Origin of the sequence: Xanthomonas sp. LMG 12462, assembly GCF_009192885.1 — a bacterium.
Lineage (GTDB): Bacteria > Pseudomonadota > Gammaproteobacteria > Xanthomonadales > Xanthomonadaceae > Xanthomonas_A > Xanthomonas_A sontii.
Map to the genome: position 1 here is coordinate 17,553 of NZ_NMPP01000075.1, position 26,950 is coordinate 44,502.

General features: G+C 71.4%; 19 protein-coding genes and 1 pseudogene. 4 read left to right on the forward strand and 16 right to left on the reverse strand.

The window, feature by feature from the left end:
• Positions 1-128: 128 nt before the first annotated feature.
• Positions 129-974: a glycosyltransferase family 2 protein gene (locus CEK69_RS16550; protein WP_152246808.1), complete on the reverse strand. Its 846-nt coding sequence runs from the start codon at positions 972-974 to the stop codon at positions 129-131.
• 421 nt (positions 975-1,395) lie between these two features.
• Here CEK69_RS16550 and CEK69_RS16555 point away from each other — a divergent pair, with 421 nt between their 5' ends.
• The 4 genes from CEK69_RS16555 (at position 1,396) to CEK69_RS16570 (ending at position 6,799) form a co-directional block, all read left to right on the forward strand.
• On the forward strand, positions 1,396-2,547 hold the full coding sequence (locus tag CEK69_RS16555) for an aminoglycoside phosphotransferase family protein (RefSeq protein WP_152246810.1): 1,152 nt from the start codon (positions 1,396-1,398) through the stop codon (positions 2,545-2,547).
• 104 nt (positions 2,548-2,651) lie between these two features.
• Complete coding sequence (locus tag CEK69_RS16560; protein ID WP_152246812.1) at positions 2,652-4,832, forward strand: TonB-dependent siderophore receptor; 2,181 nt, start codon at positions 2,652-2,654, stop codon at positions 4,830-4,832.
• Between the two features lie 489 nt (positions 4,833-5,321).
• The gene (gene pnuC / locus CEK69_RS16565; RefSeq protein ID WP_152246814.1) at positions 5,322-5,894 is read left to right on the forward strand and encodes a nicotinamide riboside transporter PnuC; all 573 of its coding nucleotides are present in this window, start codon (positions 5,322-5,324) and stop codon (positions 5,892-5,894) included.
• 173 nt (positions 5,895-6,067) lie between these two features.
• Positions 6,068-6,799, forward strand: coding sequence for a UTRA domain-containing protein (locus CEK69_RS16570; protein ID WP_152239431.1), 732 nt, complete (start codon positions 6,068-6,070; stop codon positions 6,797-6,799).
• Between the two features lie 191 nt (positions 6,800-6,990).
• On the opposite strand, the gene CEK69_RS16575 is transcribed toward CEK69_RS16570, so the two are convergent.
• The 15 genes and pseudogenes from CEK69_RS16575 to CEK69_RS16645 all read right to left on the reverse strand — a co-directional run.
• Positions 6,991-7,449 carry a hypothetical protein gene (locus CEK69_RS16575; RefSeq protein ID WP_152246816.1) on the reverse strand — a complete coding sequence of 153 codons (459 nt, stop codon included), beginning with the start codon at positions 7,447-7,449 and terminating at the stop codon, positions 6,991-6,993.
• Positions 7,442-8,275: a hypothetical protein gene (locus CEK69_RS16580; protein WP_017915569.1), complete on the reverse strand. Its 834-nt coding sequence runs from the start codon at positions 8,273-8,275 to the stop codon at positions 7,442-7,444. The genes CEK69_RS16575 and CEK69_RS16580 overlap by 8 nt, the downstream gene beginning before the upstream one ends.
• Before the next feature lie 4 nt (positions 8,276-8,279).
• Positions 8,280-10,568 carry a type II secretion system secretin GspD gene (gene gspD / locus CEK69_RS16585; protein WP_152239429.1) on the reverse strand — a complete coding sequence of 763 codons (2,289 nt, stop codon included), beginning with the start codon at positions 10,566-10,568 and terminating at the stop codon, positions 8,280-8,282.
• A gap of 11 nt (positions 10,569-10,579) precedes the next feature.
• On the reverse strand, positions 10,580-11,356 hold the full coding sequence (gene xpsN / locus CEK69_RS16590) for a type II secretion system protein XpsN (RefSeq protein WP_193314020.1): 777 nt from the start codon (positions 11,354-11,356) through the stop codon (positions 10,580-10,582).
• 172 nt (positions 11,357-11,528) lie between these two features.
• A pseudogene (gene gspM, locus CEK69_RS16595) lies at positions 11,529-12,173 on the reverse strand (type II secretion system protein GspM); the annotation flags it as partial.
• Complete coding sequence (locus CEK69_RS16600) at positions 12,154-13,278, reverse strand: PilN domain-containing protein (protein ID WP_152246820.1); 1,125 nt, start codon at positions 13,276-13,278, stop codon at positions 12,154-12,156. The gene CEK69_RS16600 and the pseudogene gspM, both read right to left, overlap by 20 nt.
• Positions 13,275-14,132: a type II secretion system protein GspK gene (locus tag CEK69_RS16605; RefSeq protein ID WP_017908494.1), complete on the reverse strand. Its 858-nt coding sequence runs from the start codon at positions 14,130-14,132 to the stop codon at positions 13,275-13,277. Before CEK69_RS16605 ends, CEK69_RS16600 begins: the two co-directional genes overlap by 4 nt.
• Positions 14,129-14,782, reverse strand: a complete 654-nt coding sequence (locus tag CEK69_RS16610; protein WP_043093247.1) for a type II secretion system protein J — start codon at positions 14,780-14,782, stop codon at positions 14,129-14,131. The genes CEK69_RS16605 and CEK69_RS16610 overlap by 4 nt, the downstream gene beginning before the upstream one ends.
• Positions 14,779-15,195, reverse strand: coding sequence for a prepilin-type N-terminal cleavage/methylation domain-containing protein (locus CEK69_RS16615; protein WP_017908496.1), 417 nt, complete (start codon positions 15,193-15,195; stop codon positions 14,779-14,781). The genes CEK69_RS16610 and CEK69_RS16615 overlap by 4 nt, the downstream gene beginning before the upstream one ends.
• Entirely contained in the window at positions 15,192-15,641 is a 450-nt protein-coding gene (locus tag CEK69_RS16620) for a GspH/FimT family pseudopilin (RefSeq protein ID WP_043082891.1), read from the reverse strand. Before CEK69_RS16620 ends, CEK69_RS16615 begins: the two co-directional genes overlap by 4 nt.
• 78 nt (positions 15,642-15,719) lie before the next feature.
• Positions 15,720-16,157, reverse strand: a complete 438-nt coding sequence (gspG, locus tag CEK69_RS16625; protein ID WP_026143220.1) for a type II secretion system major pseudopilin GspG — start codon at positions 16,155-16,157, stop codon at positions 15,720-15,722.
• A gap of 705 nt (positions 16,158-16,862) precedes the next feature.
• Positions 16,863-18,077: a type II secretion system F family protein gene (locus CEK69_RS16630; protein WP_017908693.1), complete on the reverse strand. Its 1,215-nt coding sequence runs from the start codon at positions 18,075-18,077 to the stop codon at positions 16,863-16,865.
• A 139-nt stretch (positions 18,078-18,216) separates the two neighbouring features.
• A complete protein-coding gene (gene gspE / locus CEK69_RS16635) occupies positions 18,217-19,947 on the reverse strand; it encodes a type II secretion system ATPase GspE (RefSeq protein WP_017908692.1) in 1,731 nt (576 codons plus the stop codon).
• A 281-nt stretch (positions 19,948-20,228) separates the two neighbouring features.
• Positions 20,229-22,124 carry a S8 family peptidase gene (locus tag CEK69_RS16640; protein WP_152246822.1) on the reverse strand — a complete coding sequence of 632 codons (1,896 nt, stop codon included), beginning with the start codon at positions 22,122-22,124 and terminating at the stop codon, positions 20,229-20,231.
• Positions 22,125-22,280: 156 nt separating this feature from the next.
• Positions 22,281-26,950: hypothetical protein (locus CEK69_RS16645; RefSeq protein ID WP_152246824.1), on the reverse strand; the 4,670-nt coding region annotated here is incomplete at its 5' end.

Below are 26,950 nucleotides of genomic sequence, written 5' to 3' on the forward strand. Positions count from 1 at the left end.
CCCGAACCGGAAAGCAGGCGCAGTCCAGGAGAGATCGGCGGAACACGTCATTTGTTAAGTGACGTACTTCCCAATATAGCGAATTTATGTTGCCATGCCGCACGCGCGCGCAATGCGGCCGATTTCGTTCAGCCTGGGCGGCGCCAGCACAGCCGGGCGAAGGTGACCCAGGCATGCAGCCAGATCACTGCCCACACCGCCACCTGCACCGGCCAGGCCCGGGTCGGCGCCTCGAACTTGCGGAAGTAGCGCCATAGGCCGCGGTGCTTGTGCCACTCGACGAACCACGGGCGTCTGCGGCTGGAGACGCCGCGCACGTGCAGCACGCGCAGGCGGTTCAGCACCGCCACCGTGGCACCGGCCTGGCGCACCCGGCGGCACAGGTCCAGGTCCTCGGCATGCAGCCGATAGCCGGCATCCCAGCCGCCGATGCGGGTGAACAGCGCGCGCGGCAACAGCATCAGCGCACCGGACAGCGCCGGCACCGGCTGCAACGGCTGCGCCGGGTCGGCCGCCAGCGCCAGCCGCGAGCCGGCCAGGGGATGCCGCAGCATCGCCGCGAAGTCCGGATCGCGGCGGCGTACCGCGGCGTCGGCGCGGCCGTGCTCGTCGACCTGCTCCACGCCCAGCAGCGCCTCGCCGAGCGCGGCGGCCTGCGCGCGCAACTGGGCCAGAGTGTCGGGCTCGACCATCAGGTCGGGATTGACGAAGGCCAGCCACGGCGCGTCGCTGGCCGCGGCGCCCTGGTTGCAGGCGGTGGCGAAGCCGGGGTTGTCGGGATTGGCGATGAAGCGCACCCGCGCATCGTCCAGCGCGTGCCGCTGCACCACGGCGAGGGTGTCGTCGCGCGAGGCGTTGTCGACCACCCGGATCTGCGCCACCTCGGCCGCCGCGCGCAACCGCTGCAGACAGGCATCGATGGTGCTGCCGCTCTCGTAGGTCACCACCACCACGGCTATCTGCTGTTCGCTCATCCGCCAATTATCCCGCATGTGCCGCCCGCCACGCGCACGGCGGGCATGGCGGCGGCGGCGATTGCCGCGCATACTCTGCGCCCCGTGCGCTGCGCGGCCGCTTGCGGCCCCGCGCGCATGGGAGACGGAGCGATCCGTGTCCTCTCCTTCGCCCAGTGCAGATGCCGGTCAGCGTTGTTTCCTGTCCCAGGCTGCCGCCCCACCCCGCAGACCGCGCGCGCCGCCTGAGCCCGCGCCCATGCCGAGATGCCGGCGGCGCCCGCTTCTCCGCTCCCGATCGCGCGACCGGGCCCTGTCCCCGGCCTCCTCGCTTCTGGTCTAGACCAACCACCCGCAAGGGCCGCGCTGTGGCGCATGGCATGCCCAGCCTGCGGCCGCTGGCACGGCGCGCCGGGTCGTGCCGGCGCCGCGAGGCACGCGCATGAGCGCCCGCCACCAGATGCACGGCATGGGCACGCAGACCGTGGCCGCCGACTGGCCGCCGCTGTCCGACGGCGAGGTGGAAGCCCTGCTGCAGCAGTACGCCCTGCCCGGCCGCCTGCACGCCTTGCGTTGGCACAGCCCGCGCCCGTTCTCGGCGGCGGCGGAGGTCGAGACCGGCGTCGGCACGCTGTTCGTCAAGCGCCACCACCGTCGCGTGCGCGACCTGCACGCGCTGGGCGAGGAGCATGCCTTCATCGCGCAGCTGCGCGCGCAGGACGTGCCGGTGCCGGAGGTGCTGCGCGACCGCGATGGCGCCAGCGCCGTGCGGCGCGGCCACTGGACCTACGAGGTGATGCGCGCCGGCGCGGGCGAAGACCGCTATCGCGAGGCGATGTCGTGGACGCCCTTCGCCGACACCGCGCAGGCCGCTGCCGCCGGCCGCGCGCTGGCCGCGCTGCACCGCGCCGCCGCCGGCTACGCCGCGCCGCCGCGCAGCACCACCGTACTGGTCGCCAACCTGCGCCTGTTCGCCCAGCCGCAGCCGTTGCAGGCGCTGGAACACGATCTGGCACGGCGTCCGGCGCTGGCCGCATGGCTGCAGCAACGCGACTGGCAGGACGACCTGCGCGTGCAGCTGGTGCCCTGGCACGCACAGGCCTGGCCGCTGCTGCAGACACCGCCGCCGGCACTTTGGACGCATGGCGACTGGCACGCCTCCAACCTGCTGTGGCGCGGACACGGCGCCGCCAGCACGGTCAGCGCGGTGTTCGATTTCGGCCTGGCCGACCGCAGCTTCGCCCTGTTCGACCTGGCCACCGCGATCGAGCGCAACCTGATCCCGTGGCTGCAACTGGACGACGGCGGCACCGCCGTCGCCGATCTCGACCAGCTCGATGCGCTGCTGCACGGCTATTCCACCCTGCTGCCGCTGGACGCGGCGCACCTGCGCCTGCTGGCCGCGCTGCTGCCGCTGGTGCATGCCGATTTCGCGCTCAGCGAGATCGAGTACTTCGCCGGCATCACCGGCTCGGACATGCACGCCGAGATCGCCTACCGCCGCTACCTGCTCGGCCACGCCGCCTGGTTCGGCGAGGGCGAAGGCCAGCGGCTGTTGCGGCACCTGCAGCGGCGTGCCGCGGCCGCGCCATGAACCATCGCATCCACGCCGACACGTCCCCCGTCACGCCCGCCGTGCGCGCACCGCGCGGCGCTGCCGCTTTCCACTTTCGTTTCGTTTCCCCGAGGTCGTTCCGCATGCTTCCCACCCGCCGCTTCCCCGCTCCGCACGCCCTCGCGCTGGCCCTGGCCACCGCCCTGCCGCTGCCGGCCCTGGCCGCCGACGCTGCACCGGCGTCCGCCAGCACGCAGACCCCGGTCGAACTGGACGCGATCAACGTGCAGGGTCGCCAGCCGCACGACCGCAGCAGCCTGAGCGGCTATGGCGATGCGCCGCTGCTGGACACGCCGATGGCGATCGACACCATCGATCGCACGCAGCTGTCCGACCGCCAGGTGCGCGTGCTCAGCGAGGTGCTGCGCGCCGAGGCCGCGGTCGGCGACAGCTACGCGCCGATCGGCTACTACGAGAACTTCCTGGTCCGTGGCTATTCGCTGGATGCGGCCAACAGCTACCGCATCAACGGCCTGACCATCGCCGGCGAACAGAACGTGGCGCTGGAGAACAAGGAGCAGGTGCAGGTGCTCAAGGGCCTGTCCGGGGTGCTGTCCGGCATCACCACCCCGGCCGGCGTGATCGACTACCAGACCAAGCGCCCGCAGCACGTGCGCAGCCTGGTGCTGAGCGGCGACGACGACGGCAGCCGCGGCGCGGCGGTGGACCTGGGCGACTGGTTCGGCAGCGAGCGCCAGTTCGGCCTGCGCGTCAACGCCGCGCACGAGACCCTGCGCAGCTATGTCGATCACGCCGACGGCCACCGCAATTTCCTGTCGCTGGCGGCGGACTGGAACATCGACCCGCAGTCGACCCTGCAACTGGACGTGGAATACCAGGACCGCCAGCAGCGCTCGGTGCCGGGCTATCAGTTGCTCGGCGGCACGCAGCTGCCGAGCAAGGTGTCCGTGCATCGTCTGCTCGCCTACCAACCGTGGTCCAGGCCGGTCGGCATCGAGGCGCTGAATGCGCAGGCGCGCTACGAATACCGCTTCAGCGACGCCTGGAATCTGCAAGTCGCCGCATCGCACAGCCGCGCGCTGATCGACGATTACTCCAGCTTCGCCTGGGGCTGCTACGGCGCGGCCAGCTGCGCCGGCGACGCGGTGCCCAACCATTTCAGCCGCGAAGGCGACTACGACATCTACGACTACCGCAGCCCTGCCGACAGCCGCCGCAACGACGAACTGCAGGCGATCGCCAGCGGCAGCGCCAGCACCGGCGTGCTGCAGCACCAGTTCCAGGTCGGCGTCGACTACCTGCATCGCACCATCGACCGCCACGGCTCGATCAACGAGATGATCGGCAGCGGCAACATCGATGCCGACCCGCCGCTGCTGGCGCAGGCCGACGCCACGCTCGGCCCCAAGCGCCGGCGCCTGGACAGCGCGCAGACCGCGCTGCTGGCCAGCGACCGCATCGGCATCGGCGAGGCCTGGCAGTTGCTGCTGGGCGCACGCCAGGTGCGCTACGACGAACGCGCCTGGGACCGCGACGGCAGCCTGACCCGACGCACGCGCCGCTCGGTGTTTCTGCCGCAGGCGGCGCTGCTGTTGAAGCTGCAGCCGTCGCTGTCGCTGTACGCCAGCTTCGCCAAGGGCCTGGCCCCGGGCGGCACCGCGCCGTGGTTCGCCAGCAACGCCGACAGCATCCTCGCCCCCACCAGCACCTACCAGCGCGAGGCCGGCATGAAATACGAGCGCGATGGCGTGACCCTGGGCGCGGCGCTGTTCGACATGCGCCAGGCCAACCAGTACGCGCAACCGCAGGCCGACGGCAGTTTCCTGTTCGTGCAGCAGGGCCGCCTGCACAACCGCGGCATCGAACTGTCCGCCGCCGGCACGCTGGGCGCCGGCCTGCACCTGCAGGCCAGCGTCGCCGGCATCCGCGCGCGCGCCGAGGACACCGGCACGCCGGGCGACGAAGGCCACCAGGCACTGAACGTGCCGCGGCTGCGCGCCAGCGCCCAGGCCAGCTGGGACGTGCCCGGCGTCAGCGGCCTGGCGCTGCTGGGCGGCGCGCAGTACAGCGGCGCCAAGTACGCCGACCGCAGCGGCCAGGTCGCCGTCGGCGGCTACAGCGTCTACACCCTTGGCGCCCGCTACGCCACGCGCCTGGGCGCGGTGCCGACCACACTGCGGTTGAGCGTGGACAACCTCACCGACAAGCGCTACTGGCGCGACGTCGGCGCCTACGAAGGCGACGACTATCTGTTCCTCGGTGCGCCGCGGACGGCGCGGCTGGCGCTGCAGTTCGAGTTTTGAGGGCGGGGAATGGGGAATAGGGAATAGGGATTGGTAAAAGCCAAAAGCGGAACATGGCGCGTCACCTGTCTAGGAGCGACTTCAGCCGCGACGCGCTATTGCTGAGGGGTCGCGACTGATTCCCACAGACAAGCGCTACTCCTTCAACGAACACTGTCTTCTTCGCTCACAAAAACGCCTGACCTTGTTCTCCGGATCCACCATGACGTCATCCACTGCTGCTCCTTTCGAACACCAGCCGCGCCGATGACCACTGTGGCAGTCAGCTGTCATGCTGCCAAAACGCGCGAAGTGATGTGCTTTCCGATGGCGCAATGCGTCGGGACTGAAGTCCCTCCCACAGTGCACTCGGCGGGCTTGACGCCAGCCCCTGCGGGAGCGGCTTCAGCCGCGACGCGCTATTGCTGACGGGTCGCGGCTGAAGCCGCTCCTACAGCACGCGCGCAATGCACTGCGCTCGCGAACAATCCCCACTCCCGGCCTCCCACCATGTCTCCTCTCGAACTGCTCGCCGTGCTGGTCAATGTCCTGGGTGTGTGGCTGACCGCGCGGCGGGTGCGTTGGTGCTGGCCGGTCAACGTGGTGGCGGTGCTGTTGTATGCGTGGCTGTTCTATCAGTGGAAGCTGTATTCGGACATGCTGCTGCAGGGCCTGTACGTGGTGCTGCAGGGTTACGGCTGGTGGCGCTGGAGCAACGGGCTGGGCGACGACGGCAAGGTCCAGGTCGGGCCGCTGCCGTGGGGCGAAGGCCTGCGTTCGCTGCTGGCCGGCGCCGTCGGCGCGGCGCTGTTGGGCTGGTGGATGCACCGGCACACCGATGCGGCGCTGCCGTGGCTGGACGCGGCGCTATCGGCGTTCAGCGTGGTCGCCAGCGTGTGGGCCGCGCGCAAGCGCATCGCCAACTGGGGCCTGTGGATCGTGCTGGACTGCGTCTACGTCGGCGTGTTCGTGTACAAGGGGCTGTACCCCACCGCCGCGCTGTACGCCGGATTCGTGGCGTTGGCGGTGTACGGACTGCGCCTGTGGCAGGCCGATCTGCGCCGCGCGCAAGCCGTCACCTGACACGCCACGCGCTCTTTGCCGCCTGGCGGCACAGCGCGTGCCGTCGTCAACTCGATGCGAATGGCGCGCCGCAGCCGCACGAGCATCACGCGAACATCAGTCGCCCGCATCGTCCGCGACCCTGCCGGCAGCGTAGTCTTGTCAGCAACGCTTCTCCACGCTCTGGATTTCGCATGCACTTCGCCACCGCCGCCGGCTTCGCCCAACGCATCGCCGATGCGCTGCTGGCGCGCATCGCCGCCGGCGAATGGCGCGCCGACCAGCGCCTGCCGGTGGAGCGCGAACTGGCCGCATTGTTCGGTTGCACCCGCATCACCTTGCGCGAGGCGCTGCAGCAACTGGAATCGGACGGGCACATCTACCGCGAGAATCGCCGCGGCTGGTTCGTCAGCGCGCCGCGGGTACGCCACGATCCCAACAGCATCGCCGGCTTCATGCAGTACGTGGCCGCGCAGGGCGGCGTCCCGCGCACCGAACTGCTCGCCGCGCAGCGCCAGCCGGCCGGCCCGGCGCTCGCCCGGCACCTCCACCTGGACGATCCCGATGCAGAGGTGTTCGTGCTGCGCCGGCGCCGCTGGATCGGGCGCCGCGCGGTGCTGCTGGAGACCAATGCGATCCTCGCCGCGTGGGCGCCGCGCCTGCTCGACCACGACCTGGCCGGCTCGCTGAGCGCCGTGCTGACCCAGCGCCTGGGCTTGCGCCAGGCGCGCAGCCGGCTGTCGATGTATCCGGCCACACTCGATGCCGAGCAGGCCGCACTGCTGCAATCCACCGCCGGCACGCCGTGCTTCCGCCTGCAGCGCGTCAGCTACGATCCCGACGGACATGCCGTGGAATTCGACATCGAGTCCTGGCGCCACGACGTGCTGGAAGTGTCGGTGGATGTCTACGCGCCGCCGGAATGAGTCCGGCTTGTTCGCTATCGCGACACGAGGTGGAGACGCAGCGGACCACACCCGCTCCCAACCAGGAACCAACAGCGACGCCGCTGGCGTCTGATTGCAATATCAGTCGTGACCGACTGCCGCGCCAGCCGAGGGGTCAGGGAGCAACGCTTCAACAACCCTATAACAGGCGCACGTCGGCAATTTCCGCCTCACCACCAGAACCATAGACGATGGCTGCCCTTGCCGATGGCGTAGTCCCCCTGCCCGTTCGCAATGCCCGCGATGCCTTTCCGCAACGCCGCAAGCCACGCCGAGCCGACCTCAAGTGCAGCTGGCGCTGCGTCTACGGGAAAAGACCAGTGATCGTCGGTCGTGGACAGCGTGAAGCGCAGCTTCTCCGGCGCCACCCAAGCGGCGAGCCCGCGCCGGTTGTTCGGCACGCCAAGTTCGGTCTTGCTCGGTGCAGTAATGAGAAGCGTGCGGGAACCGGCGCCGTCGGCAGCCAAGGCGTCCAGCAACGCCAACAGCGACTGGCATCCAGTTGGATCTGCGTTGAGATGCCAGCCGGGATAGTTGCGCTCGTTCTCGAGATAGCGCCACAGCGAGATGCGGCCGGTTTGCGTCCAGCGATGGGCAAGCCGCAGGTCGGGCGGCGACAGGCTAGGCATCGAACAACGCACGTTGCGGATCCGGCGGCGGCAGCGTGTCGTACAGGCGCTGCAGCTCTTCGCGGCAGGCGCGCAGCGGATCGTGCATCAGGAAGCCGGCCAGGCGCGCGTGCCAGGCCGGCCAGCGCGTGGCCAGCGCGTCCATGTCGCCGTCGGCGGCGCGGCCTTCACCACTGCACGCGACATGCGCGGTCTCGCACAGCACGTTGCGCCAGCCGAGCCCGGCCATGCGCAGCGACAGATCGGTCAGCGCCGCATACCAGGAGCCGTAGCTGCTGGCGTCCAGCCCGCCGGCGCGCTGCCGCGCCACGCCACGCAGCACCACCGCATGGCACACCGCCGACGGCAGTTCCGGATGCAGCGGCGGCAGGGCCGCGCAGGCCCGTGCAAGGCGCTCGGGATCCTCGGGCAGCGGATTGATCTCGCCCAGCCGCGGCCACGCACAGGCTTCGCCGGCATTGCTCCACGGCGTGGCGCTGGCGATGGCCGCGTCGCGCGCCAGGCAGGCGCTCAACTGCAGCAACCAGCCCGGCCCGGGCTGCGCATCGGCCGCCAGCACTGCCACGTCGGCATCGCCGCAGGCACGCAGCATCTCGTCCACATGCGCGACCTCGCCGAGCATGCGCGGCCGCCGCGTGTAGTCGGCCTGCAGGCGCGTGCGCGCCAGCCAGGCCTCGATCACCCGGATGCCGCGCGGGCCGGCCTGCGCATCGTCGGCCAGCCACACGCGGGTGCCAGCCGACGTGTTCGCCTCCAACGCACCCAGGCAGGCGTCCAGCGCGACGTCGTCGACGCCGACCGCCAGCAGCACGATGGGCAGGCTCACCCGCTTACTTCTTGCCGCGTGCCGGCAGCGGCTTCATGGCCTCGAACTTCTGTCCGTATTCGTCGGTGAGATTGCGCGCTTCCTGCGGGTTGCGCACGATCGAGGGGGTCAGCAACACGATCACTTCCTGCCGATTACTGTCCTGGGTCTTCTGCCCGAACAGCGCACCAACCACCGGCAGCTTGCTCAGGTACGGCACGCCGTTGCTGCCGTCGGTGGTGCTGTCGCTGATCAGGCCGGCCAGCATGATGGTGTCACCGCTCTGTACCGCCGCCTCGGTCTTGACGCGACGGGTGTTGATCGGGACGTTGCAGGCGACGCTGGTGCCGGCGCTGGTGCCGCAATTGGTCGGCGCCGCTCCAGGCGAACTGACTTCCTGGACGATGTCCAGGAACACCATGCCGTCCTTGGTCACACGCGGACGCACCTTGAGGATCACGCCGGTATCCAGGTAGTTCACCGAGGAATATGTAGCGCCGGTGCCCAGGCCCGTGTCGACGCTGACTGAATTGATCGGGATGCGCGTGCCCACGTTGAGTGTTGCTTCGGCATTGTTGCGAACGAACACCGAAGGCGTCTGCAGCAGTTTGACATTGGTGACCTGATCCAGCGCAGAAATCACCGCGGCTGCGTTCCTGCCCAGGAAGGTCCAGCCCAAACCGCTGCTGCCAGTAATGCTGCCGGCGATGTCGCCCCAGATCTTGCGGCCGGCCGCGCTGGGCAGATTCGCGCCACCGCCAATGCCGATGTTGTCGGCATTGGCCGGCGCATTCACCGCCTGCTCGAAGTACCAGTTGACGCCATACTTCAGTTTACCGGTCAGATTGACCTCCGCCACCTGCGCCTCGATGTGCACCTGCATCGGCATCACGTCGAGCTTCTCGACCACGTCGCGGATCGAGCGCCAGGCCTGCGGGGTCGAGCGCACCAGCAGGGTATTGGTTTCCTCCACCGCCGACACGCCGACCTTGTCGCCCTGCACTTCCAGGGTCACGCTGCCGTTGCCGGACGTGCGCGGGGACAGCTGCAGACTGCCACTCCCCAAGCCGCCGCCACTGCTGCCAGAGGAACTGCTGCTGCCCAGGCTGTCGCTGCTGCTGCCCAGGCTCCCGCCCAAGCTGCCGCCGCCCAGGCTGCTGCTGTCGCTGCCGTTGAAGCCGCCCAGGCCGCCGCCGTTCAACTGGCTCATCTGCGAGCCCGGCATCAGCGAGGCGTTGGAGTCGCCGCGGTTGCCGCCGCCGGCGCCGAACACTTCGGCCAGGCGGTCGGCCAGATCCTTGGCCTTGATGTACTTGAGTTCATAGGAGAACAGCCGCGCGCCGCCGCCGGCGCTGTCGATGCGGTCCAGCCACTCCTGAATCTGGTCCAGGTAGCGCGCCTGCGGGGTGATCACCAGCACCGCGTTGGCGTTCTCCAGCGGCATGAAGCGGAACATGCCGGCGCTGGGGGTCTTGCTGTTCTCGCCGAACACCTTCTCCAGGTCGGCCGCGACCTGTTCCGCCTTGCCCGACTGGATCGGGAACACCCCCACCGACATGCCCGACAGCCAGTCGACGTCGAAGATCTGCACGGTACGCAGGTAGTTCTCCAGCTCGGCGCGGGTGCCGCCCAGGGTGATGACGTTGCGCGAGCCGTCGATGCCGACGATGGCGTTCGGCCGCGCGTACGGCTCCAGCACCTTCTTCATCTCACTGGCGGAGATGTACTTCAGCGGCACCACGCGCACCTCGAAGCCGCGCGCGTTGGCCGGCGAGGCGGTGCTCGGCGCCACCGTGCCGGCCAGGGCCTGGTCGGCGGGGACGATGTTGTAGCGGCCGCCGCTGTAGACCATGCGCGCGTTGTTCCAGCCCAGCACCATCTCCAGCAGGTTCAGCGCCTGCGCCGGCGACACCGGCTTGGGCGTGGCCAGGGTCACCGTGCCCTGCACGCCCGGCGCGATCACGTAGTTCTGCCCGAGCATGTCGCCGAGGATGGCCTTGACCACCGCCTGCAGCGATTCGCCCTCGAAGTTGAAGGTGGCGCTGCCGCTGCTGGCGTTGCCCAGCGACGGCGCCGGCGCCGCAGCAGCCGCGGAATTGATCATAGTGCCGCTGCCGCGGCGGATCACCGGGGTGGCGCGCTCGGGCAAGGCGTTGGGATCGGCCGGGCCGCCCTGGCCGTCGCTCTGGGTGCTGCCGGCCGCGCCGACCTGGGGGTTGATCGCGGCGCCGCGACGAATGTCCGGCGAGGGCGTGGTGGCGCAGCCGGCCACCAGGCCGATGGCGAGGAACAGGGAAAACAGACGCGGCGTCATGCGATCACTCTTCAAGGGTTCTGACCTGAGGGGTTGTTCTGGCGCTGTTGCTGCAATTGCCGGCGGCGTGCTTCGATCCGCTCGCGGATGGCCTGCAACTGCTCCGACGACGGAGCCGGCGACGACGGCTGAGGGGCGCTCGGGGTCGGTGCCTGGTTCGGCACCGGGTTGGGGGTGGACTGGTTCGGCGGGCGCGGCGCGTTGGCGTTGGACTGGCCATTGGGCGCGGACGCCGGCGGCGGCATCTGCCCCTGCGCAGCGGCGCGTCCGGCCTGGCCGAGCACGGTCGGCGGCTGCCCGCCCTTGCCGTCGAACACCTTCAATTCCAGGGTCTGGGTGCCGCCGCTGCCGCTGACCGTGGCCTGGCGCGGCGACAGCGACAGCAGCCGCCAGCCCTGCACGGCGTCGCCGCCTTCCTTCAGGCGCAGCGATTCGCCCTGCTCGGTGGTCAGCGTCGCCATCTTGAAGCGGTCGGTGAGCAGCACGCCGGTCAGGCGCACGTTGGGCGCGGCGGCCTGGCCGTTGTCGGCGCTGAGGAAGAACGGATGCGGACGGCGATCCTCAGCGAACACCGGGCGCGCGGCGATCTCGCCGTACTGCGAGAAATCGCCCAGGCGCTGTGTGGTGGCCGCGGGCAAGCCCGGCAGCCGCTGCAGCATCGACGGATCGTCGGGCAGCGGCGCCACGCGTTCGCCGAGCCCGCCCAGGCCCAACGCCCAGATCAGCAGCCCCCACAGCGCCAGCGTGCCCAGCCACACGGTACGCAGGCCCATCGCTTCAATTCGCATGGCGGCCCTCCACCTGTTGCGGCAGGTCCGCCGGCGCGGCATTCGCGGCGCCGGGCGCACCTGGCGGGTTGGTCGCGCTGGGCGTGGCCGGCGGCGGCGACGGCACGGCGGCCGGCTCGGTCGGCCCGGCGCCGGCGGAACCGCCGGCGTTCATCACCGGCGTGGTGGCGGCGGGTGCCGTCGCGGCAGACGGGTCGGAACCGGCGGACGCCGCCGGCGGCGCCGGCATCGCGTTCGGGCGCAGGTAGCCGGCCAGTTCGAAGGCCACGTCCAGGCCGTTGCCGCTCTCGCCCGGCGAGAGCTGGTAGCGCTGCGCCATCACGTTGAGGTTGTCGATGAACAGCGCCGGCGTGCCGCTCTCCAGCGCATGCAGCACCGCCGCCAGTTCCGGCGTGCCGCAGCGCAGACGCACCTGCACCGCCACGCGGGTGAAGCGGTCGCTGCGGTTGTCGGCGGCCAGCGGCGAGCGGTTGCTGATCGCGCAACTGCGGTTGCCGGGGCTGGCGGTGGCCACCGCGCTTTCCAGGCGCTGCACCAGACCGGCCGAGGCCAGCTCGGCCGAGGTCTCGCGCAGGAAGCCCGGGCGCGTGGCCAGTTCGCGCTGCGCCTGCTGCAGCCGTTGCGCCACCTGCGGCGCCTGCTGCAACTGCATGCGCACGCGCAGTTCGCGCTGCTGCAGTTCCTGGATCTGCGCATCGACCTCGCGCATCGGCACGGTCCACCACGGATGCACCAGCACCAGGTAGCCCAGCGCCAGCGCCGCCAGCAGCAGGCCCAGCGCCAGCCAGCGGTCGCGCTTATCGACCTGCACCGGCATCGGCGGCCTCCTTGCGCTTGGTCCCGGCCAGCTCGGCGGTGAGGGTGAAGCGGTCGCGGTGGCTGCCTGGGTCGGCCTGCAACACGCCGGTCAGCGAGGGCGTGCGCCACAGCGGCGAGCCTTCCAGGCGCCCGACCAGCGACGAGGCTTCGCTGCTGAGGCCGATCAACTGCAACTGGTTGCCCTCGATCGAGAACTTCTCCAGATAGGTGCCCTCCGGCAGGCGCTTGCTCAATTCGTTCCAGACCTCCACCGAGGCCGGGCGCTCGGCACGCAACTGGTCGAAGAACGCGGCGCCTTCGACCAGGTCGAGCAGTTGCTGGCGCTGCGCGGCGACCGCGCGTGCGCGCTGCGCGCCGCTGTCCACCTGCGTGCGCAGGTGCTCCAGCGCATCGCGGCGGTTGTCCAGCAGTTGCCAGCCGGCCGCGCACAGCGCCAGCAGCGCGGTGGCGGCAAGAATCGCGTTCCAGCGCCGCATCGGGTCGGCGCGGCGGTGGCGCTGTTCCTGCGGCAGCAGATTCACTCCCAGTGGCGCGCCATCGCTGCCGGCGACGTCGATGCCGGCCAGGGTCGGGCGCAGCGCGCCGGCGCTGGCCTGCAGGTCGTCCAGCACGCGGCGCGGGGCCACCACCAGTTCGGCGTCGAGCTGGGCGTCGTCGCGGCGACCGTCGGCGCGCACGTCGTAGATCACCTGATCGGCCTGGAACGGGGTCTGCCGGTCGATCTCGAACTTCACCACCTCGCGCAAGTGTTCGGCGGCAGCCGCCGGCAGGCGCAACCGGCGTTGCAGCGCCGCCTCGGCCGGCAACAGCCACACCCGCGGCAGCGCCGCCAGGCGCGGCCCCAGCAGCGCCTCCAGTTCGTCGGGCAGCAGCGGCCACGGCAGCGCCAGCGGCGCGCCCAGTTCGGACTCGACCTGCCGCGCCAGCATCAGTTGCTCGCCCTCGCGCCACAGCAGCAGCCGCGCCTGCGACCAGCCCAGCTGCAGTTGCCAGCGCGGCGGCAGCCACGCCATCAGCGAGCGCTGCCACCAGGCCAGCAGCCCGCCCGCACCGGGGGCGATGCGTACGCCAAGTTTGTCCATCGTGTCGCGCCACGCCGTCATCGCACCGTCGTTCCTTCTTCCCAACGCAACACAGTGTAGGCGGAGCCCGGCAGCGCCGACGAGCCTGGGCGCACCACGGCGCGCAACACGCCCTCGCGGCCATTGCCCAGCCGCGCCCGGCTTTCGATGCTGTAGGTGCCGCCACCGCCCATGCCGACCATGCCAAGCTGGGTCTGGTCGGTACGTTCGCGCTGCGCCAGCACCTGCTGCGCGTCCAGGCCGAGCGCGGTCAGCACCGGTCCCGGCGCGAAGTCCGGCGTCGGCCGCGACACCCCGCCGTACAGGGTCAGGTTGGGCAGCAGCTTGGCGTACAGCTCCGGGTCCATCCCCAGCACCAGTTGCAGCTCGGCCAGGCTTTCGAACGGCGCATCCTTGGCGCCGTAGGGCAAACCGGCAGCGGCATAGTCCGGATCCTCGGCGCCGTTGGGCTGGGTCAGATTGTCCGGGTCGCGCCAGTCCACGATCGCCGCGGCGATGCGCTCGGCGCGCTGCGGATCCTCGCCGACCGCGCGCACCAGCGCCGCCAGCAGTTGCGCATCGGCCATGTTCAGATCGACCTTGCCGCTTTCATCGGTGACCCGCAGGTCGACCGTGGCGCCCTCGTACTGCCAGCGGTAGCGCCGGCCGTCGGCACGCCAGCCCGGCTGCGTGGGGGTGCCGGCGAGCCGGGTCAGCGCGTATTCCAGGCCGGCGCGGGCGCGTTCCTGCGCCTCGGCGCCGTCGCCGAGCACCTTGCCCTGCAGGTTCTCGGTGCGCGCGGTCAGCGCGAATGCGCCGATCAGCGCGGTCAGCAGCGCGATCAGCCACAGCACCAGCACCAGCGCGGCGCCGCGGTGGCGATGCGTCGCGCTCATTGCCGCATCTCCGCACCGCCGGCCTGGCGCAGCGCCACCACCAGCGGCGGCCACGCCGTGCCGTCGCCGCTGCGCAACTCGATCGAGACCAGCAGTGGCAGCGTGTCGGTGCGCTCCCAGCGCTCCTGCCAGGGGCCGATGGTGCCGCGCTCCGGGTCCAGGCCGCGGTAGCGGAAGCGCACCTCGCGCAGGTCGCGCGCCAGCGGCTCGGGCGGGCGTGGCGGGGTCTCAGGCAGTTGCTTGCCGGCCTGCACCTGCACCAGCGCGATCGCCAGTTGCCGATGGTCGCCCTCGCCGCTGACCCGCAGATCGTGCAGGTAGGGGCCGCCGCGGCCGAGGTACTCGGGCAGATCGGCCACGAACTGCATGCGCTGCGGTTCGCCGACGAAACGCACCGGCTGCAGGGTGTGCGTGTCGATATCCAGCGGCAGCGACTGCGCGCCGCTCAGGCGCCGGCGCAGGAAGCCTTCGACCGCGCGCATGCGTTCGCTGCGTCCGGCGATCGCCTCGCCGCGGCCGCTGATCGCCATCGCCGAGCGCAGCGTGGCGAAGGCCAGGGTCAGGCCGCCGACCAGCAGCACCGTGGCCAGCAGCACCTCGATCAGGGTGAAGCCGCGCGCGGCGGCGCGCGGCGGCGCGCGCGTGGTCATTGCGGCACCCCGTTGCCTTGCGGGGCGACCAGGCGCAGGGTCTTCCACTGCAGCGCCTGCGCCGGCGCATCGCCCCAGCGCACCTGCAGGGTCAATTGCAGCAAGGTCGGCGCGCCGGGCGTCACCGCGGCATCGGGCGGCCGCCGCGGGTCGGCGTAGGGCGCCACGTCCAGGGTCCAGCGGTAGCGACCCTGATCCAGCGTGCCCTGGCTGCGTCCCGGCTGCAGCGGCTGCTCCACGCCCTGCGCCGCCAGCAGCGACTGCGCGTACAGGGTGGCGCGGCTCAACTGGTCGGCACGCTGCACCTGGCGTGCGGCGCCGGACAGCGAGCCCAGCAGCAGGGTCAGCGCCAGCGCCAGCAGCGCGAACGCCACGATCACCTCGATCAGGGTGTAGCCGCGCTGGCGGTTCATGGGCCCGCCTGGTCCGGTGCGCGCCCGACCGTGACTTCGCCGGTCAGCCAGGTCACGTCGACGCGCCAGCGCGCCTGGCGCGCCTGCAGGTCGATGCGCCCGCCGGTGGAGGCGCCGTCCTCGAAGAACTGGATCGCGCCCTCGCCGTCGCGGCGCTGCGCCTGACGCGCACCGGTGAAGCGGATCGTCAGCGACGGCGGGATCTCGCCGTGGCGGCCGTTGGGCGCCTGCCAGCGATGCGCCTGCGGATCGATCAGGAAGCGCTGCGGCTGGCCGCTGGCGATCGCCTGGGCGCGGGTGTAGCGCAGTTGCGAGGCGATCTCCTTGGCCGCCGAGCGCAGGCGCATGCCGTCGATGCCGCCGGTCAGCACCGAGGCCGCCAGCAGCGCGGCGATCGCGATCAGGCCCACCACCAGCAGCATCTCCAGCAGCGACACGCCGCGCATGCGCGCACGCGCAGCCGGCGCGCACGCCGGCACGCCGAAGCGCAGCGCGCCGGCAGGGGCCCGGATCACGGCGTCGGATCACTCGTACTTGATGTCGGCGTCGTAACTGCTGCCGCCGGGCTGGCCGTCCTTGCCCAGGCTGATCAGGTCGAACGGCCGGCCTTCGCCGGGCACCTTGTATTCGATCGGGTGGCCCCAGGGGTCGTTCAGTTCGGCCGGCTTGGCGTACGGACCGAGCCAGCCGCTGACGCCGCCCGGCGCGGTGACCAGGTCGTCGAGCTTGGACGGCAGCTTGCCGGTGTCGAGCTGGTAGTTGTCGACCTTGCCGGCCAGGGTCTGGATCTGCGACTTGGCCAGGTTGGCCTTGCCGCGGTCGGCGCCGCCGAGCACGCGGCTGCCGACCAGGGTCAGCACCGCGCCGATCAGCACGATGACGATGATGATTTCCAGCAGGCTCATGCCCGCCTGGCGTGCGGCGGACGGGGAACGGGTCAGAGAGCGGCGAAGAGTGCGCATTGCATCGGATCCTTGCGGTGGAAGACCTATGTAGCCGAACACGGTGACGATGGCAGCCGATGCCGGCCGGCGGTACAGCGGCGCGTCACGCACGCCGTCACGCCGGGCGGTGGAGGATCCGCGCCGCGCGCACGCACGGCCGCGGCCGGCGCGCAAGGCGCCGCTGGCAATGGGACAGGGGCGGCGGCGGAAGGTTCCCGGCCGGGATCGCGCGGCGTCACATCGCCGGCTCCGGATAGACCGGCCCGGCCATCCATGGCCGGGCGTTCGGCCATGCGCGAACCTGCGGTTCGCAAGCGCATGGCCTCTTTCGATTCGCTCGTCCGCTGCGCCAGATGACTGCGCAGCCGTCCATGGCTCGGCATCGCGAGCGCCGGAACCACCCGCCCGGCCATCCCTGGCCGGGCGTTCGGCGCCACATGCGCCATGGCGCGCCGCGCAGACGCAGCAGGCAAGGCCGCTGCCGTCCATGGCGTCGCATCGCCGGCTCCGGATAGACCGGCCCGGCCATCCATGGCCGGGCGTTCGGCCATGCGCGAACCTGCGGTTCGCAAGCGCATGGCCTCCTTCGATTCGCTCGTACGCTGCGCCAGATGACTGCGCAGCCGTCCATGGCGCGGCATCGCGAGCGCCGGAACCACCGGCCCGGCCATCCCTGGCCGGGCGTTCGGCGCCACATGCGCCATGGCGCATAAGCGTGGCACCTCACCCAATTGCATTGGTGAGGTCGTAGAGGGGGACGAGGACGGAGATGATCACCAGGCCGACCACCGAGGCCAGGACCAGGGTGATCGCAGGCACCATCGCCGCCAGCAGGCGGTCGATGGCCTGGGCGGTTTCCTGCTCGAAGGTGTCGGCGGTCTTCAGCAGCATGATGTCGAGCGCGCCCGATTCCTCGCCGACCTGGATCATCTGCAGCGCCAGGCGCGGGAAGCGCTTGCCCTTGGACAGCGACGCCGACAACCCATGGCCGTTCTTGACGTCGTCGGCGGCGGCGCCGACGTCGGCGGTCAGCGCCAGGTTCGACAGCACGTTGCGGGAGATGCCCAGCGCCGCCAGCAGCGGCACGCCGTTGCGCAGCAGGGTGCCGAGGGTACGGGTCAGGCGCGCGGTCTCCAGCCGCGAAATCAGCACACCGACGAAGCGCTGGCGCAGCAGCCAGGCGTCGAAGCTGGCACGGAATGCGGGGTCGCGGCGCTTGCGGTCCACCGCCAGGATGGTCACGCCCGGCACCACCAGCAGCACGATCCACCAGTCGCGCACGAACAGGCCCACGCTCAGCACCGCCTGGGTGAACCACGGCAGGGCCACGTCCAGGCTCTCGTACATCTGTGCGAACTGCGGCACCACGTAGCCAAGCAGGAACAGCAGCGCGCAGCCGACCACGCTGACCAGGATCGCCGGATAGATCAGCGCGTTGATCACCCGCCCGCGCAGTTCGCGGCTGCGCTCCAGGTACTCGGCCAGGCGCTGCAGGGTGTCGTGCAGGCTGCCGCCGGCCTCGCCGGCGCGCACCATGTTGATGTACAGGCGCGAGAACAGCCCGTGCTGGCGCTCCAGCGCGGTGGACAGCGGCGCGCCGCCGCGCACCGCGTCGCGGATGTCACCGACGGTGCGCTTGGAACGTTCGTCCTCGGGCAGCTCGAGCAGGATCGACAGCGCGCGATCCAGCGGCTGGCCGGCGCCGAGCAGCGTCGCCAACTGCTGGGTGAACTGCACCAGCGCCGCGCCGTCGAACGGCTTGGGCCGGAACAGCCCGCGCAGCGAGGTGCCGCCGCCCTCGGCGGCGAGCCGGGCCTGCATCGGCATATGCCCCTGCTCCTGCAGGCGCAGCGCCACCTCCGCCTCGCTGGCGGCTTCCATCTGCCCTTCCAGGACCTCGCCGTGCGAGTCCAGGGCCTTGTAGCGATAGAGCGGCATCAGGGCTGGAGCTGGGACTGGAGAATGGGGAATCGGGAATGGGAGAGCGTATCGCGCGCGGCCCGTGCCTTTTCGAACACGGGATGCCCGCGCCTGGCGCAGCGACACGTCGTCATCGCCGGAGCGCACGCCGCGCGCATCAGGTTTCCTCCGTCACGCGCAGCACTTCCTCGATCGTGGTCTGGCCGCTGAGCGCCTTGGCCAAGCCGTCCTCGTACATGGTGCGCATGCCGGCCTCACGCGCCAGTTGCTCGATCTCGCCCATGCCGGCGTGGCGCATCACCGCGCGCCGCAGCACGTCGTTCATCACCAGGAATTCCATGATGGTGGTGCGGCCCACGTAGCCGGTCGGCGCGATCGCCGAGGGCCGCGGGCGGTACAGGAAGATCTCGCCTTCCGGCTGCAGCCGGCGCAGTTCGAACTTCTCGATCTCCTCTGGCGAGGCCGCGTAGCGCTCGGCATGGGTCGGCTCCAGCCGCCGCACCAGGCGCTGGGCGAGGATGCCGTTGATGGTGGAGGTCAGCAGGTAGTCCTCCACGCCCATGTCGAGCAGGCGGGTGATGCCGCCGGCGGCGTTGTTGGTGTGCAGGGTCGACAGCACCAGGTGGCCGGTCAGCGCGGACTGGATCGCGATGCGCGCCGTCTCCAGGTCGCGCATTTCGCCGATCATGATGATGTCCGGATCCTGGCGCACGATGCTGCGCAGCGCATGCGAGAAGTCCAGACCGATCTGCGGCTTGGCCTGGATCTGGTTGATGCCCTCGATCTGGTACTCGACCGGATCCTCGACGGTGATGATCTTGACGTCGGCGGTGTTGAGCTGGCTCAGCGCGGTGTACAGCGTGGTGGTCTTGCCCGAGCCGGTAGGGCCGGTGACCAGCAGGATGCCGTGCGGCTGCTCCAGCACCTTGCGGAACTGCGGCAGGAACGCGTCGGTGAAGCCGAGCCGGTGGAAGTCGAACACCACGGTTTCGCGGTCGAGCAGGCGCATCACCACGCTCTCGCCGTGCGCGGTGGGCACGGTGCTCACGCGCAGGTCCAGCTCCTTGCCCTGCACCCGCAGCATGATGCGGCCGTCCTGCGGCAGGCGGCGCTCGGCGATGTTGAGCTTGGCCATGATCTTGACGCGGCTGATCACCGCCGCGGTCAGGTTGGCCGGCGGGCTCTCGCCGTCGATCAGCACGCCGTCGACGCGGTAGCGCACCTTCAGCCGGCTCTCGAACGGCTCGATATGGATGTCCGAGGCGCGCAGTTCCACCGCGCGCTGGATCACCAGGTTGACCAGGCGGATCACCGGCGCCTCGGAGGCCAGGTCGCGCAGGTGCTCGATGTCGTCGGCGGCGACGCTGTCGCCGTCGGCGGTTTCCACGATCGCGCCCATCGCGCTGCGGCCCTGGCCGAACCAGCGCTCGATCAGGTCGTCGATCTCCGAGCGCAGGCCGACCCGCGGCAGCACCTGCAGGCCGGTGGCCAGGCGCACCGCGTCGGCGGCGTACGCGTCGTGCGGATCGGCCATCCACAGTTCCAGCACGCCGTCGCGCTCGCCGAGCGGACACACATGGAACTGCTTGAGGAAGCGCAGCGACAGTGGCTGCGCCTCGGGCAGGCTCTCCGGCGCGGTGGCCGGCAGCTGCTTGGCGTCGAGCAGGGGCAGGCCCAGGACTTCGGCGCTGAGCTCGGCATGGTCGCGCTCGGAGACCAGGCCCAGGCGCGCCAGCAGCGCCAGCAGGCTGCCGCCGGACTCGCGCTGCAATTGCCGCGCGCGCGCCAGGTCGCCGTCCTTGAGCCGGCCCTTGGCCAGCAACGCCGCGATGATGCGGGTTTCGGGCGTCTCCACGGCGACGGCAGTGTCCTTCACGAGCGCATTCACGCGATCCCTCCCAGATGACCGTGCGACTTTAGCAGTTCGGCATGACCCGACGCCGAATCCGGCGCACTCCCCCGCCGCTGTCTACCGGGCGGCCAGCGAACCGGCACCGGCAGGTCCGTCGCGGTCATCGGCCTGACATCCTGGCAGGACATGGTGGGCAGTCGCGTTGCGCGCTGCAGCGGTCGCGGAGTGGGCCGACACGGCGCTGCCCGCAGATGCAGGAAACCCGGCCGGAGCCGGGTTTCCTGGAACCGCATGGCGCTTCCCTGCGCCGCGTACGCTTACTGGCGCGCGACCAGGCTGACGCCGTTGTAGGTGCTCTCGCCGACCAGCTTGATGTAGTAGGTGCCGGCCTGCGGCGCGGTGAAGCGCACCGTCTCGTTGTTGCCCGGACGGGTCGACTTGGCGTCGGCGTTGCCGGTGCCCGGCTCCTTGCCGAAGCTCACATACAGCGACACATTGCCGCTGCCGCCGTAGGTGAGGAAGCTCAGCACCGCACCGGCCTTGGCCTCGAAGCTGTACAGCGCTTCGTTGCCCGCGGCACCGGCCAGGCCCGCCACCGCCACCTTGTTGGTCAGCGCGGTCGCCGGCGGCGCGCACTGCTCGGTGGCCGGATCGCACGGCTCTTCCAGCGCCTTGGCCAGGGCGGCCTTGGCGTCGACGATGCCGGTGCCGATCGGGGTGCTGGACGGGATCGACACCGGGAACGGACGCGCGGTCTGCTTGAGCAGGGTCTCCAGCGCGGCCGGGGTCAGCGGCGCCTTGCCCGCGGCGATCAGCGCGCTCTGCACCAGCGCGGCCACCGCGGCTACGTGCGGCGAGGCCATCGAGGTGCCGCCCAGGCCCATGTAGGTGTAGTTGCCGGAGGTCGGCGTGGTCGCGCCGCTGTAGCCGTTCTGCCAGATGTAGCCGCCCGGGTTGCCGTCGACGCTGCCGCCGCCGCCCGGACCGGACAGGTCCACCTTGGCGCCGAAGTTGGAGTAGTAGGTGATGCCGCCGGTGATGCGGGTGGCGCCGACCGCGATCACGTTGTCGCAGCTGGCCGGGCTGAAGTTGGCGGCATTGGCGGTGTTGTTGCCGGCGGCCACCACCACCGTGGTGCCGCGCGACACCGCGCCGTTGATCGCGTCCTGGGTGGCGCTGTCGCAGGCACCGCCGCCGCCCAGGCTCATGTTGATGATCTCGGCCGGGTTCTGGTTGGCCGGCACGCCGGACACGGTACCGCCCGAGGCCCAGACGATGGCGTCGGCGATGTCGGAGGTGTAGCCGCCGCACTTGCCGAGCACGCGCACCGGCAGCACGGTGGCGTTGGGCGCCACGCCGGCCATGCCGATGCCGTTGTTGGTCGCTTCGGCGACGGTGCCGGCGACATGGCTGCCGTGCCAGGAGCTGTCCTCGGCCACCGAGCCGGCGTAGCACTCGTTGTCGTTCTCGACCCAGTCGCCGTAGTCCAGCGCGCCCGGCACGCGGGCGTCGGTCGGACGCCGCGAGACCTCCTTGTCGGAGATGAAGTCGTAGCCCTGCAGCAGGTTCACCGCCACGTCCGGGTGATTCGGCAGGATGCCGGTATCGAGCACCGCGACGACGACACCGTCGCCCTTGGACACGTCCCACGCGGCCGGCAGGTTGATGCCGCCGGTGGCGTTGCTGTAGTGCCACTGGTACTGCGCGTACAGCGGATCGTTGGGCACCAACTGCGGCTGCACCTGCGTCTTGGCCCGCAGCACCTCGACCGGCCGCAGCTTGGCGTCGACCTGCGCGTACTTCACCGTCGGGTCGGCGGCGATCTCCGCCACCACCTTGTCCAGGTCGGCCTTGCTCAGCTTGCCGGTCAGGCGGATCAGATCCGCGCCGATGCCCAGGGTCCGCACATACTCGGCGCGCACGCTGGCCGCGGCCGCGCGCGAAATGCCGTTGCTGCCGCCGAGGCTGGCACGGCCCACCGCCGACTGCACCGTCGACAGCTTGGCGCTGCGGTCGCTGGCCGCGGCGGTGCCGGCGTTGTAGCGCACCAGGATGCGGTTGGAGGTCACCGCATCGGCCGGCGCGGACCTGCCCGGCTCCTTGACCGGCAGCGGCGCCGAGGCGCTGGCCGCGATCGCGCTCGAGGCTCCCAGCGACATCGCCAGCATGGCGGCGGCGATGGCATTGATACGAAGGTTTTGCTTGTCGATCACGTTGACGTCCTCTTCAAAGTTTCGTGGATCAGGCGACAGTTGCGGCCGTAAAACTCCCTCTACCGAATCCGTTGGCCGGCCCAGCCAAGGTCCTGTGGTCTGCCCCCTCAGGCCATTGCGTGGCGGACGGCGGCGCGCGCCGCCGTCCGCGATGGATCACCAGCCGAAACCGGCACCGATGCCGATGGAGCTGTCGTCGCTGCTGAAGGCACCGCCGATGGTCACCGTGGCGCGGTCGCTGAAGGCGCGCTGGTAGCCCACCGACAGCGCCGACTCGCCGTTCTGGAAGCCGATGCCGGCACCGACCCGGTTCTGGGTGCGGATGCCAGCGGCGCTGGTGGCCATGTTGAGCATGGCCGCGCTCATCGCGCCCTGGCGGTCGATGCGGCGGTCCTGGTCGCGCAACCGCGCATCGACGTCGCCGCGCAGCACCTCGAAGCTGTCGGCCATGGTGCCGAAGCGCGCATCGGTGTACGACTTGGCCGTGGCCACGCCGTTGTCGAGCTGGCTCTTGTTGACCGCATCGGTGGCCTGGGTGCCGGCGGCAACGTTGGCGAGCTGGCGCTCGTTGCCGGCGCTGCCGATGGAGACCGTCTGCGCACGATCGGCCACCGACCCCTGCCCCAGGGCGACCGCCCCCTGCGCGGTGGCGCTGGCGCCCTGGCCAAGGGCGGTGCCCGAGGCCGCGCTGACGCTGGCGCCCTCGCCCATCGCCACCGCGTTGGTCGCCACCGCCGCGATGTGGCTGTTTGCGCCCACCGCGGTGCTGCCGTCGGCATTCACCTTGGCGTTGCTGCCGATCGCGGTGTCGTTGGGGCCGTGCGCGTAGGCGCTGCCACCGATGGCGGTGCCGGTGACGTCGTTGGCGCGCGCGGCGGTCCCCACCGCCGTGGCGCTGGAAGCGACCGCCGTGCTTTCGCCGACCTGCGCGGTGCCGATGCTGCCGGACACCGGCGTCGCCGCCGCGGTAGTTGCAGCGGTCGCGGCCGACGCCGCAGGCGCCGCCTCGGTGGCCTGCGCGGCCACCGCACTGGTGCCGACCATGCGCGCGCTGCGTGCCGCGGTGCCGCTGCCGCCGGTGCGCGCATCCAGTTCGCTGACCTTGCCGTCCAGCGCCGCCAGTGCCGCGCCGACGTTGTTGTAGCTGGCGCCCTGGATCACGTACGTGGGCGCCACGAACAGGCCCTGCGCGCCGAGTCCGGCACCGCCACCCAGGAACGTGGCCATGTTGCTCAGCGACTGGTATAGCTGGCCGCCGTTGATCGCCTCGGTGCTGCCGGCGGCGACGCTGCCGGCGGTCAGGTTGACGATGCGCCGGGTGGCCGGGCCGCCACGGCCGTTGCCGCTGCCCAGCGACACGGTGTCGGCCTCGTACACCCGCGAGCCGGCACCGAGCGCCACCGCGTTGTCCGCCGAGACGCCGGCATTGGCGCCGAGTGCGACGCCGTTGCTGCCGCTGTTGCGGACGAAGCTGTTGTAGCCCATCGCCACGCCGTTCTCGCCGATCGCGTTGGTCTGCAGGCCGATCGCGGTGCTGCGCGCACCGGTCGCCGAGCTGCCGGCACCGGTGGCGGTGGCACCGGCGCCGGCCGCGACGCTGCCCACGCCCAGCGCGGAACTGCGCAGGCCGCTGGCGGTGGCGCCGGCACCGGCCGCGGTGCTGTCCACGCCGCTGGCGCTGGCCACCGCGGTGCCGGAACTCTGGAAGCGCGCGCTGGTGTCGCCGGCCGCGGTGGCCACCGCGTCCAGCTGCGCCTTGTTCACCGCATCGGTGGCGTTGACCGCCGCGCCGACGTTGGTGATGCGGCGCGTGGCCGGCGCAGTGACGCCGTTGCCGCCACCCACCGACACCACGTTGGCTTCGCTGGTGCGCGCGCCCGAACCCAGGGCGACGCTGCCGGCGCCGCTGGCCGAGGCGTTGATGCCCAGCGCCGTGGCATTGGTGCCACCGTAGGCGAAGGCGTTCTGGCCGATCGCGGTGCCGCCTTGCGCCGTAGCCCAGGCGAACTGGCCGACCGAGGTGGTCTGCGCCGCCGTGGCCCAGGCCGAGGCGCCGAGCGCGGTCGCATCCTCGCCGGTGGCACGGGCGCTGTAGCCCAGCGCCGCGGCATAGGCGCCGGAGGCGGTGCTGCCCCAGCCCAGCGCCGAGGCGTAGTTGCCCGCCGCCGCCGCGCCGTAACCGAACGCGCTGGTGCGAGTGCCGCTGGCGGCGCTGAAGGCACCAACCGCGGTGCTGTAGTCGCTGCCGGCGTTGGCCTTGTAGCCGTCGGCCGTAGCCTGCAGGCCGCTGGCGACGGCACCGGCGCCACTGGCGCTGCTGAACGTGCCGCTGGCCTGCGCACCCGCGCCCAGCGCGGTGGCGCCGGCGGCGCTGGCGGTGGTGGTGCCGTCGAGCAGCACGTTGCCGGACGCGTCGGTGTAGTACAGCGAGCCGCCGATCGCGGTGCTGGATTCGCCGGTGGCGGTGGCGTTGTAGCCGGACGCGGTGGCGTAGCGGGCACCCGCCAGCGCGCCGCTGCCGAAGGCCGAGGCACCGGTGCCGTAGGCATTGCTGGCTTCGCCGGCGGCGGTGGCGTAATTGCCCTCCACGTAGCTGCCGACATCGTCGGCCGGGTCGCTGCCGCCGCTGGCCTTGAACTGCTTGCCGGTGGCGTCGGCGGACTGCTTCACCTCGTTCAGTTGCGCGACGTTGACCGCATCGGTGGCCTCGGTACCGGCGGCGACGCTGGTGATCTGCCGCTCCTTGCCGGCGCTGCCCACCGAGACGGTGTTGTCGCGCGCCGCCTCCGAGTTCGCACCCAGGGCCACGCTGTTGACGCCGGACGCGTAGGCGCCGTAGCCGAACGCACTGGCGCTGTCGGCGCTGGCGTAGCTGAGGCTGCCGAGCGCGCTGCTGAAGTCGGCGGTGGCGCCGGCACCAGCGCCGAACGCGGCGCTGTTGGCACCCGAGGCCTCGGCCGGGATCAGGCCGAAGAACGAAGTACCGCCGACCGCCACGCTCTCCTCGCCGGAGGCCACGCTGTACTCGCCCACCGCCACGCTGCTGCTGCCGGACGCGGTGGAGGACACGCCGACCGCAGTGCCGTAGCTGCCCGAAGCGAGCGCACCATAGCCCAGTGCCGAGGACAGGTAGCCGGTAGCCTCGCTGTAGCCGCCCAGGGCGGTGGCGCCGATGCCCGAGGCGGCGCTGCGGAAGCCGGTCGCCGTGGCCTGGTTGTCCGAGGCCACCGCTTCGTTGCCGGTGGCCGTGGCATAGGTGCCACTGGCCTGCGCGCCGGCACCGCTGGCGGTGGCGCCGATCTCGCTGGCCTGGGCGTTGCTGCCGATGGCGATGCTGTTCTCGCCCGACGCCTGGCTACTGTTGCCCAGCGCGACCGCATCGACCCCGCTGGAGACGGCATTGAAGCCGATCGCGGTCGCCCCGGCGGCCACGGCATTGGCGCCGCCGCCGAGCGCGGTGGCGCCGTCGGCGGTGGCGTTGGCGGCCTCGCCGGCGGCCAGCGCGTTGTCGCCGTCGACCAGGGCACCGGCATCGCTGTCGGCGCTGCCGCTGGCCTGGAAATACTTGCTGGTGGCCGCCGCGGCCTGTTTCACCGCATCCAGCTGGGCGACGTTGACCGCATCGGTGGCCTCGGTGCCGGCGGCCACGTTGGTGATCTGCCGCTCCTGCCCGGCGCTGCCCACCGACACGCTGTAGGCGCGGTCGGCGACCGCCCCGGCACCCAGCGCCACCGCATTGGCGGCGGTGGCCTCGCTGCCGGCACCGATGCTGATCGCGCTTTCCGCGTCGGCCACGGTGTTGGTGCCGATGGCGATGGTGTTGACCTGGTTGCCCAGCGCCTGGAAGCCCAGCGCCACGCTGTAGTTGCCGTAGCCGAACGCGCCGCGACCGACCGCGGTGGCGCTCAGCCCCGGCGCCCAGCTGTTGAAACCGATCGAGGTGGCGCCGCTGCCGCTGGCCCACGCCCCGGCACCGAACGCCGAGGCATTGGTGCCGGTGGCCCAGGCCGAGGTCCCGAACGCCGACGCGCCATCGGCCGTTGCCCAGGCGTAGGCGCCGACCGCACTGGCGTCCTCGCCGCTGGCCCAGGCGTTGTCGCCCTGCGCCAGGCTGTAGTTGCCGGTCGCACGCGCCTTGTAGCCGCCGGCGGTGCTGTGGTCGCCGGTGGCCTGCGCACCGTAGCCGGTGGCGGTGGCGACGCTGCCCGTCGCCTGCGCGCCCGCGCCGAGCGCGGTGGCGTTCTCGCCGGCATTGGCGCCGACCAGCACCGGCTTGCCGTCGGCATCGACGATCGGCTGGTTGTACTGGTCGTAGGCCTGCCCGCGGCCGCCGATGGCGGTGCCGCCGGTGCCGCCGGCCGTGCTGCCGTTGCCCAGCGCCACCGCGTCATCGCCCATCGCCGCCGCGCCGCTGCCGAACGCCGCCGCGCCGCTGCCGTAGGCATTGGCCGCATCGCCGGCGGCCAGCGCGCCGGCGCCGTCGGCATAGGCGCCGACCGTGCCGCCGCCGCTGTGGGCGAAGAACTTGGAGGTGCTTTCGGCAGTGGCGCGCACCGCATCCAGCTGCGCGAGGTTGACCGCATCGGTGGACTGCGTGCCCGCGGCGACGTTGACGACCTGCCGCTCGCTGCCGGCATCGCCGACCGAGACCGTATTGGCCCGGCGCGCCACCGCGTTGGCGCCCAGCGCCACGCTGTCGGCCGCAAACGCGGTGCTGTAGTAGCCGAGCGCGGTGCTGTTGGCGCCGCTGGCCCAGGACTGCGCGCCCAGCGCGCTGGCATGGTCGCCCGGTGCATAGGCGAAGTAGCCCAGCGCGGTGCTCTGCA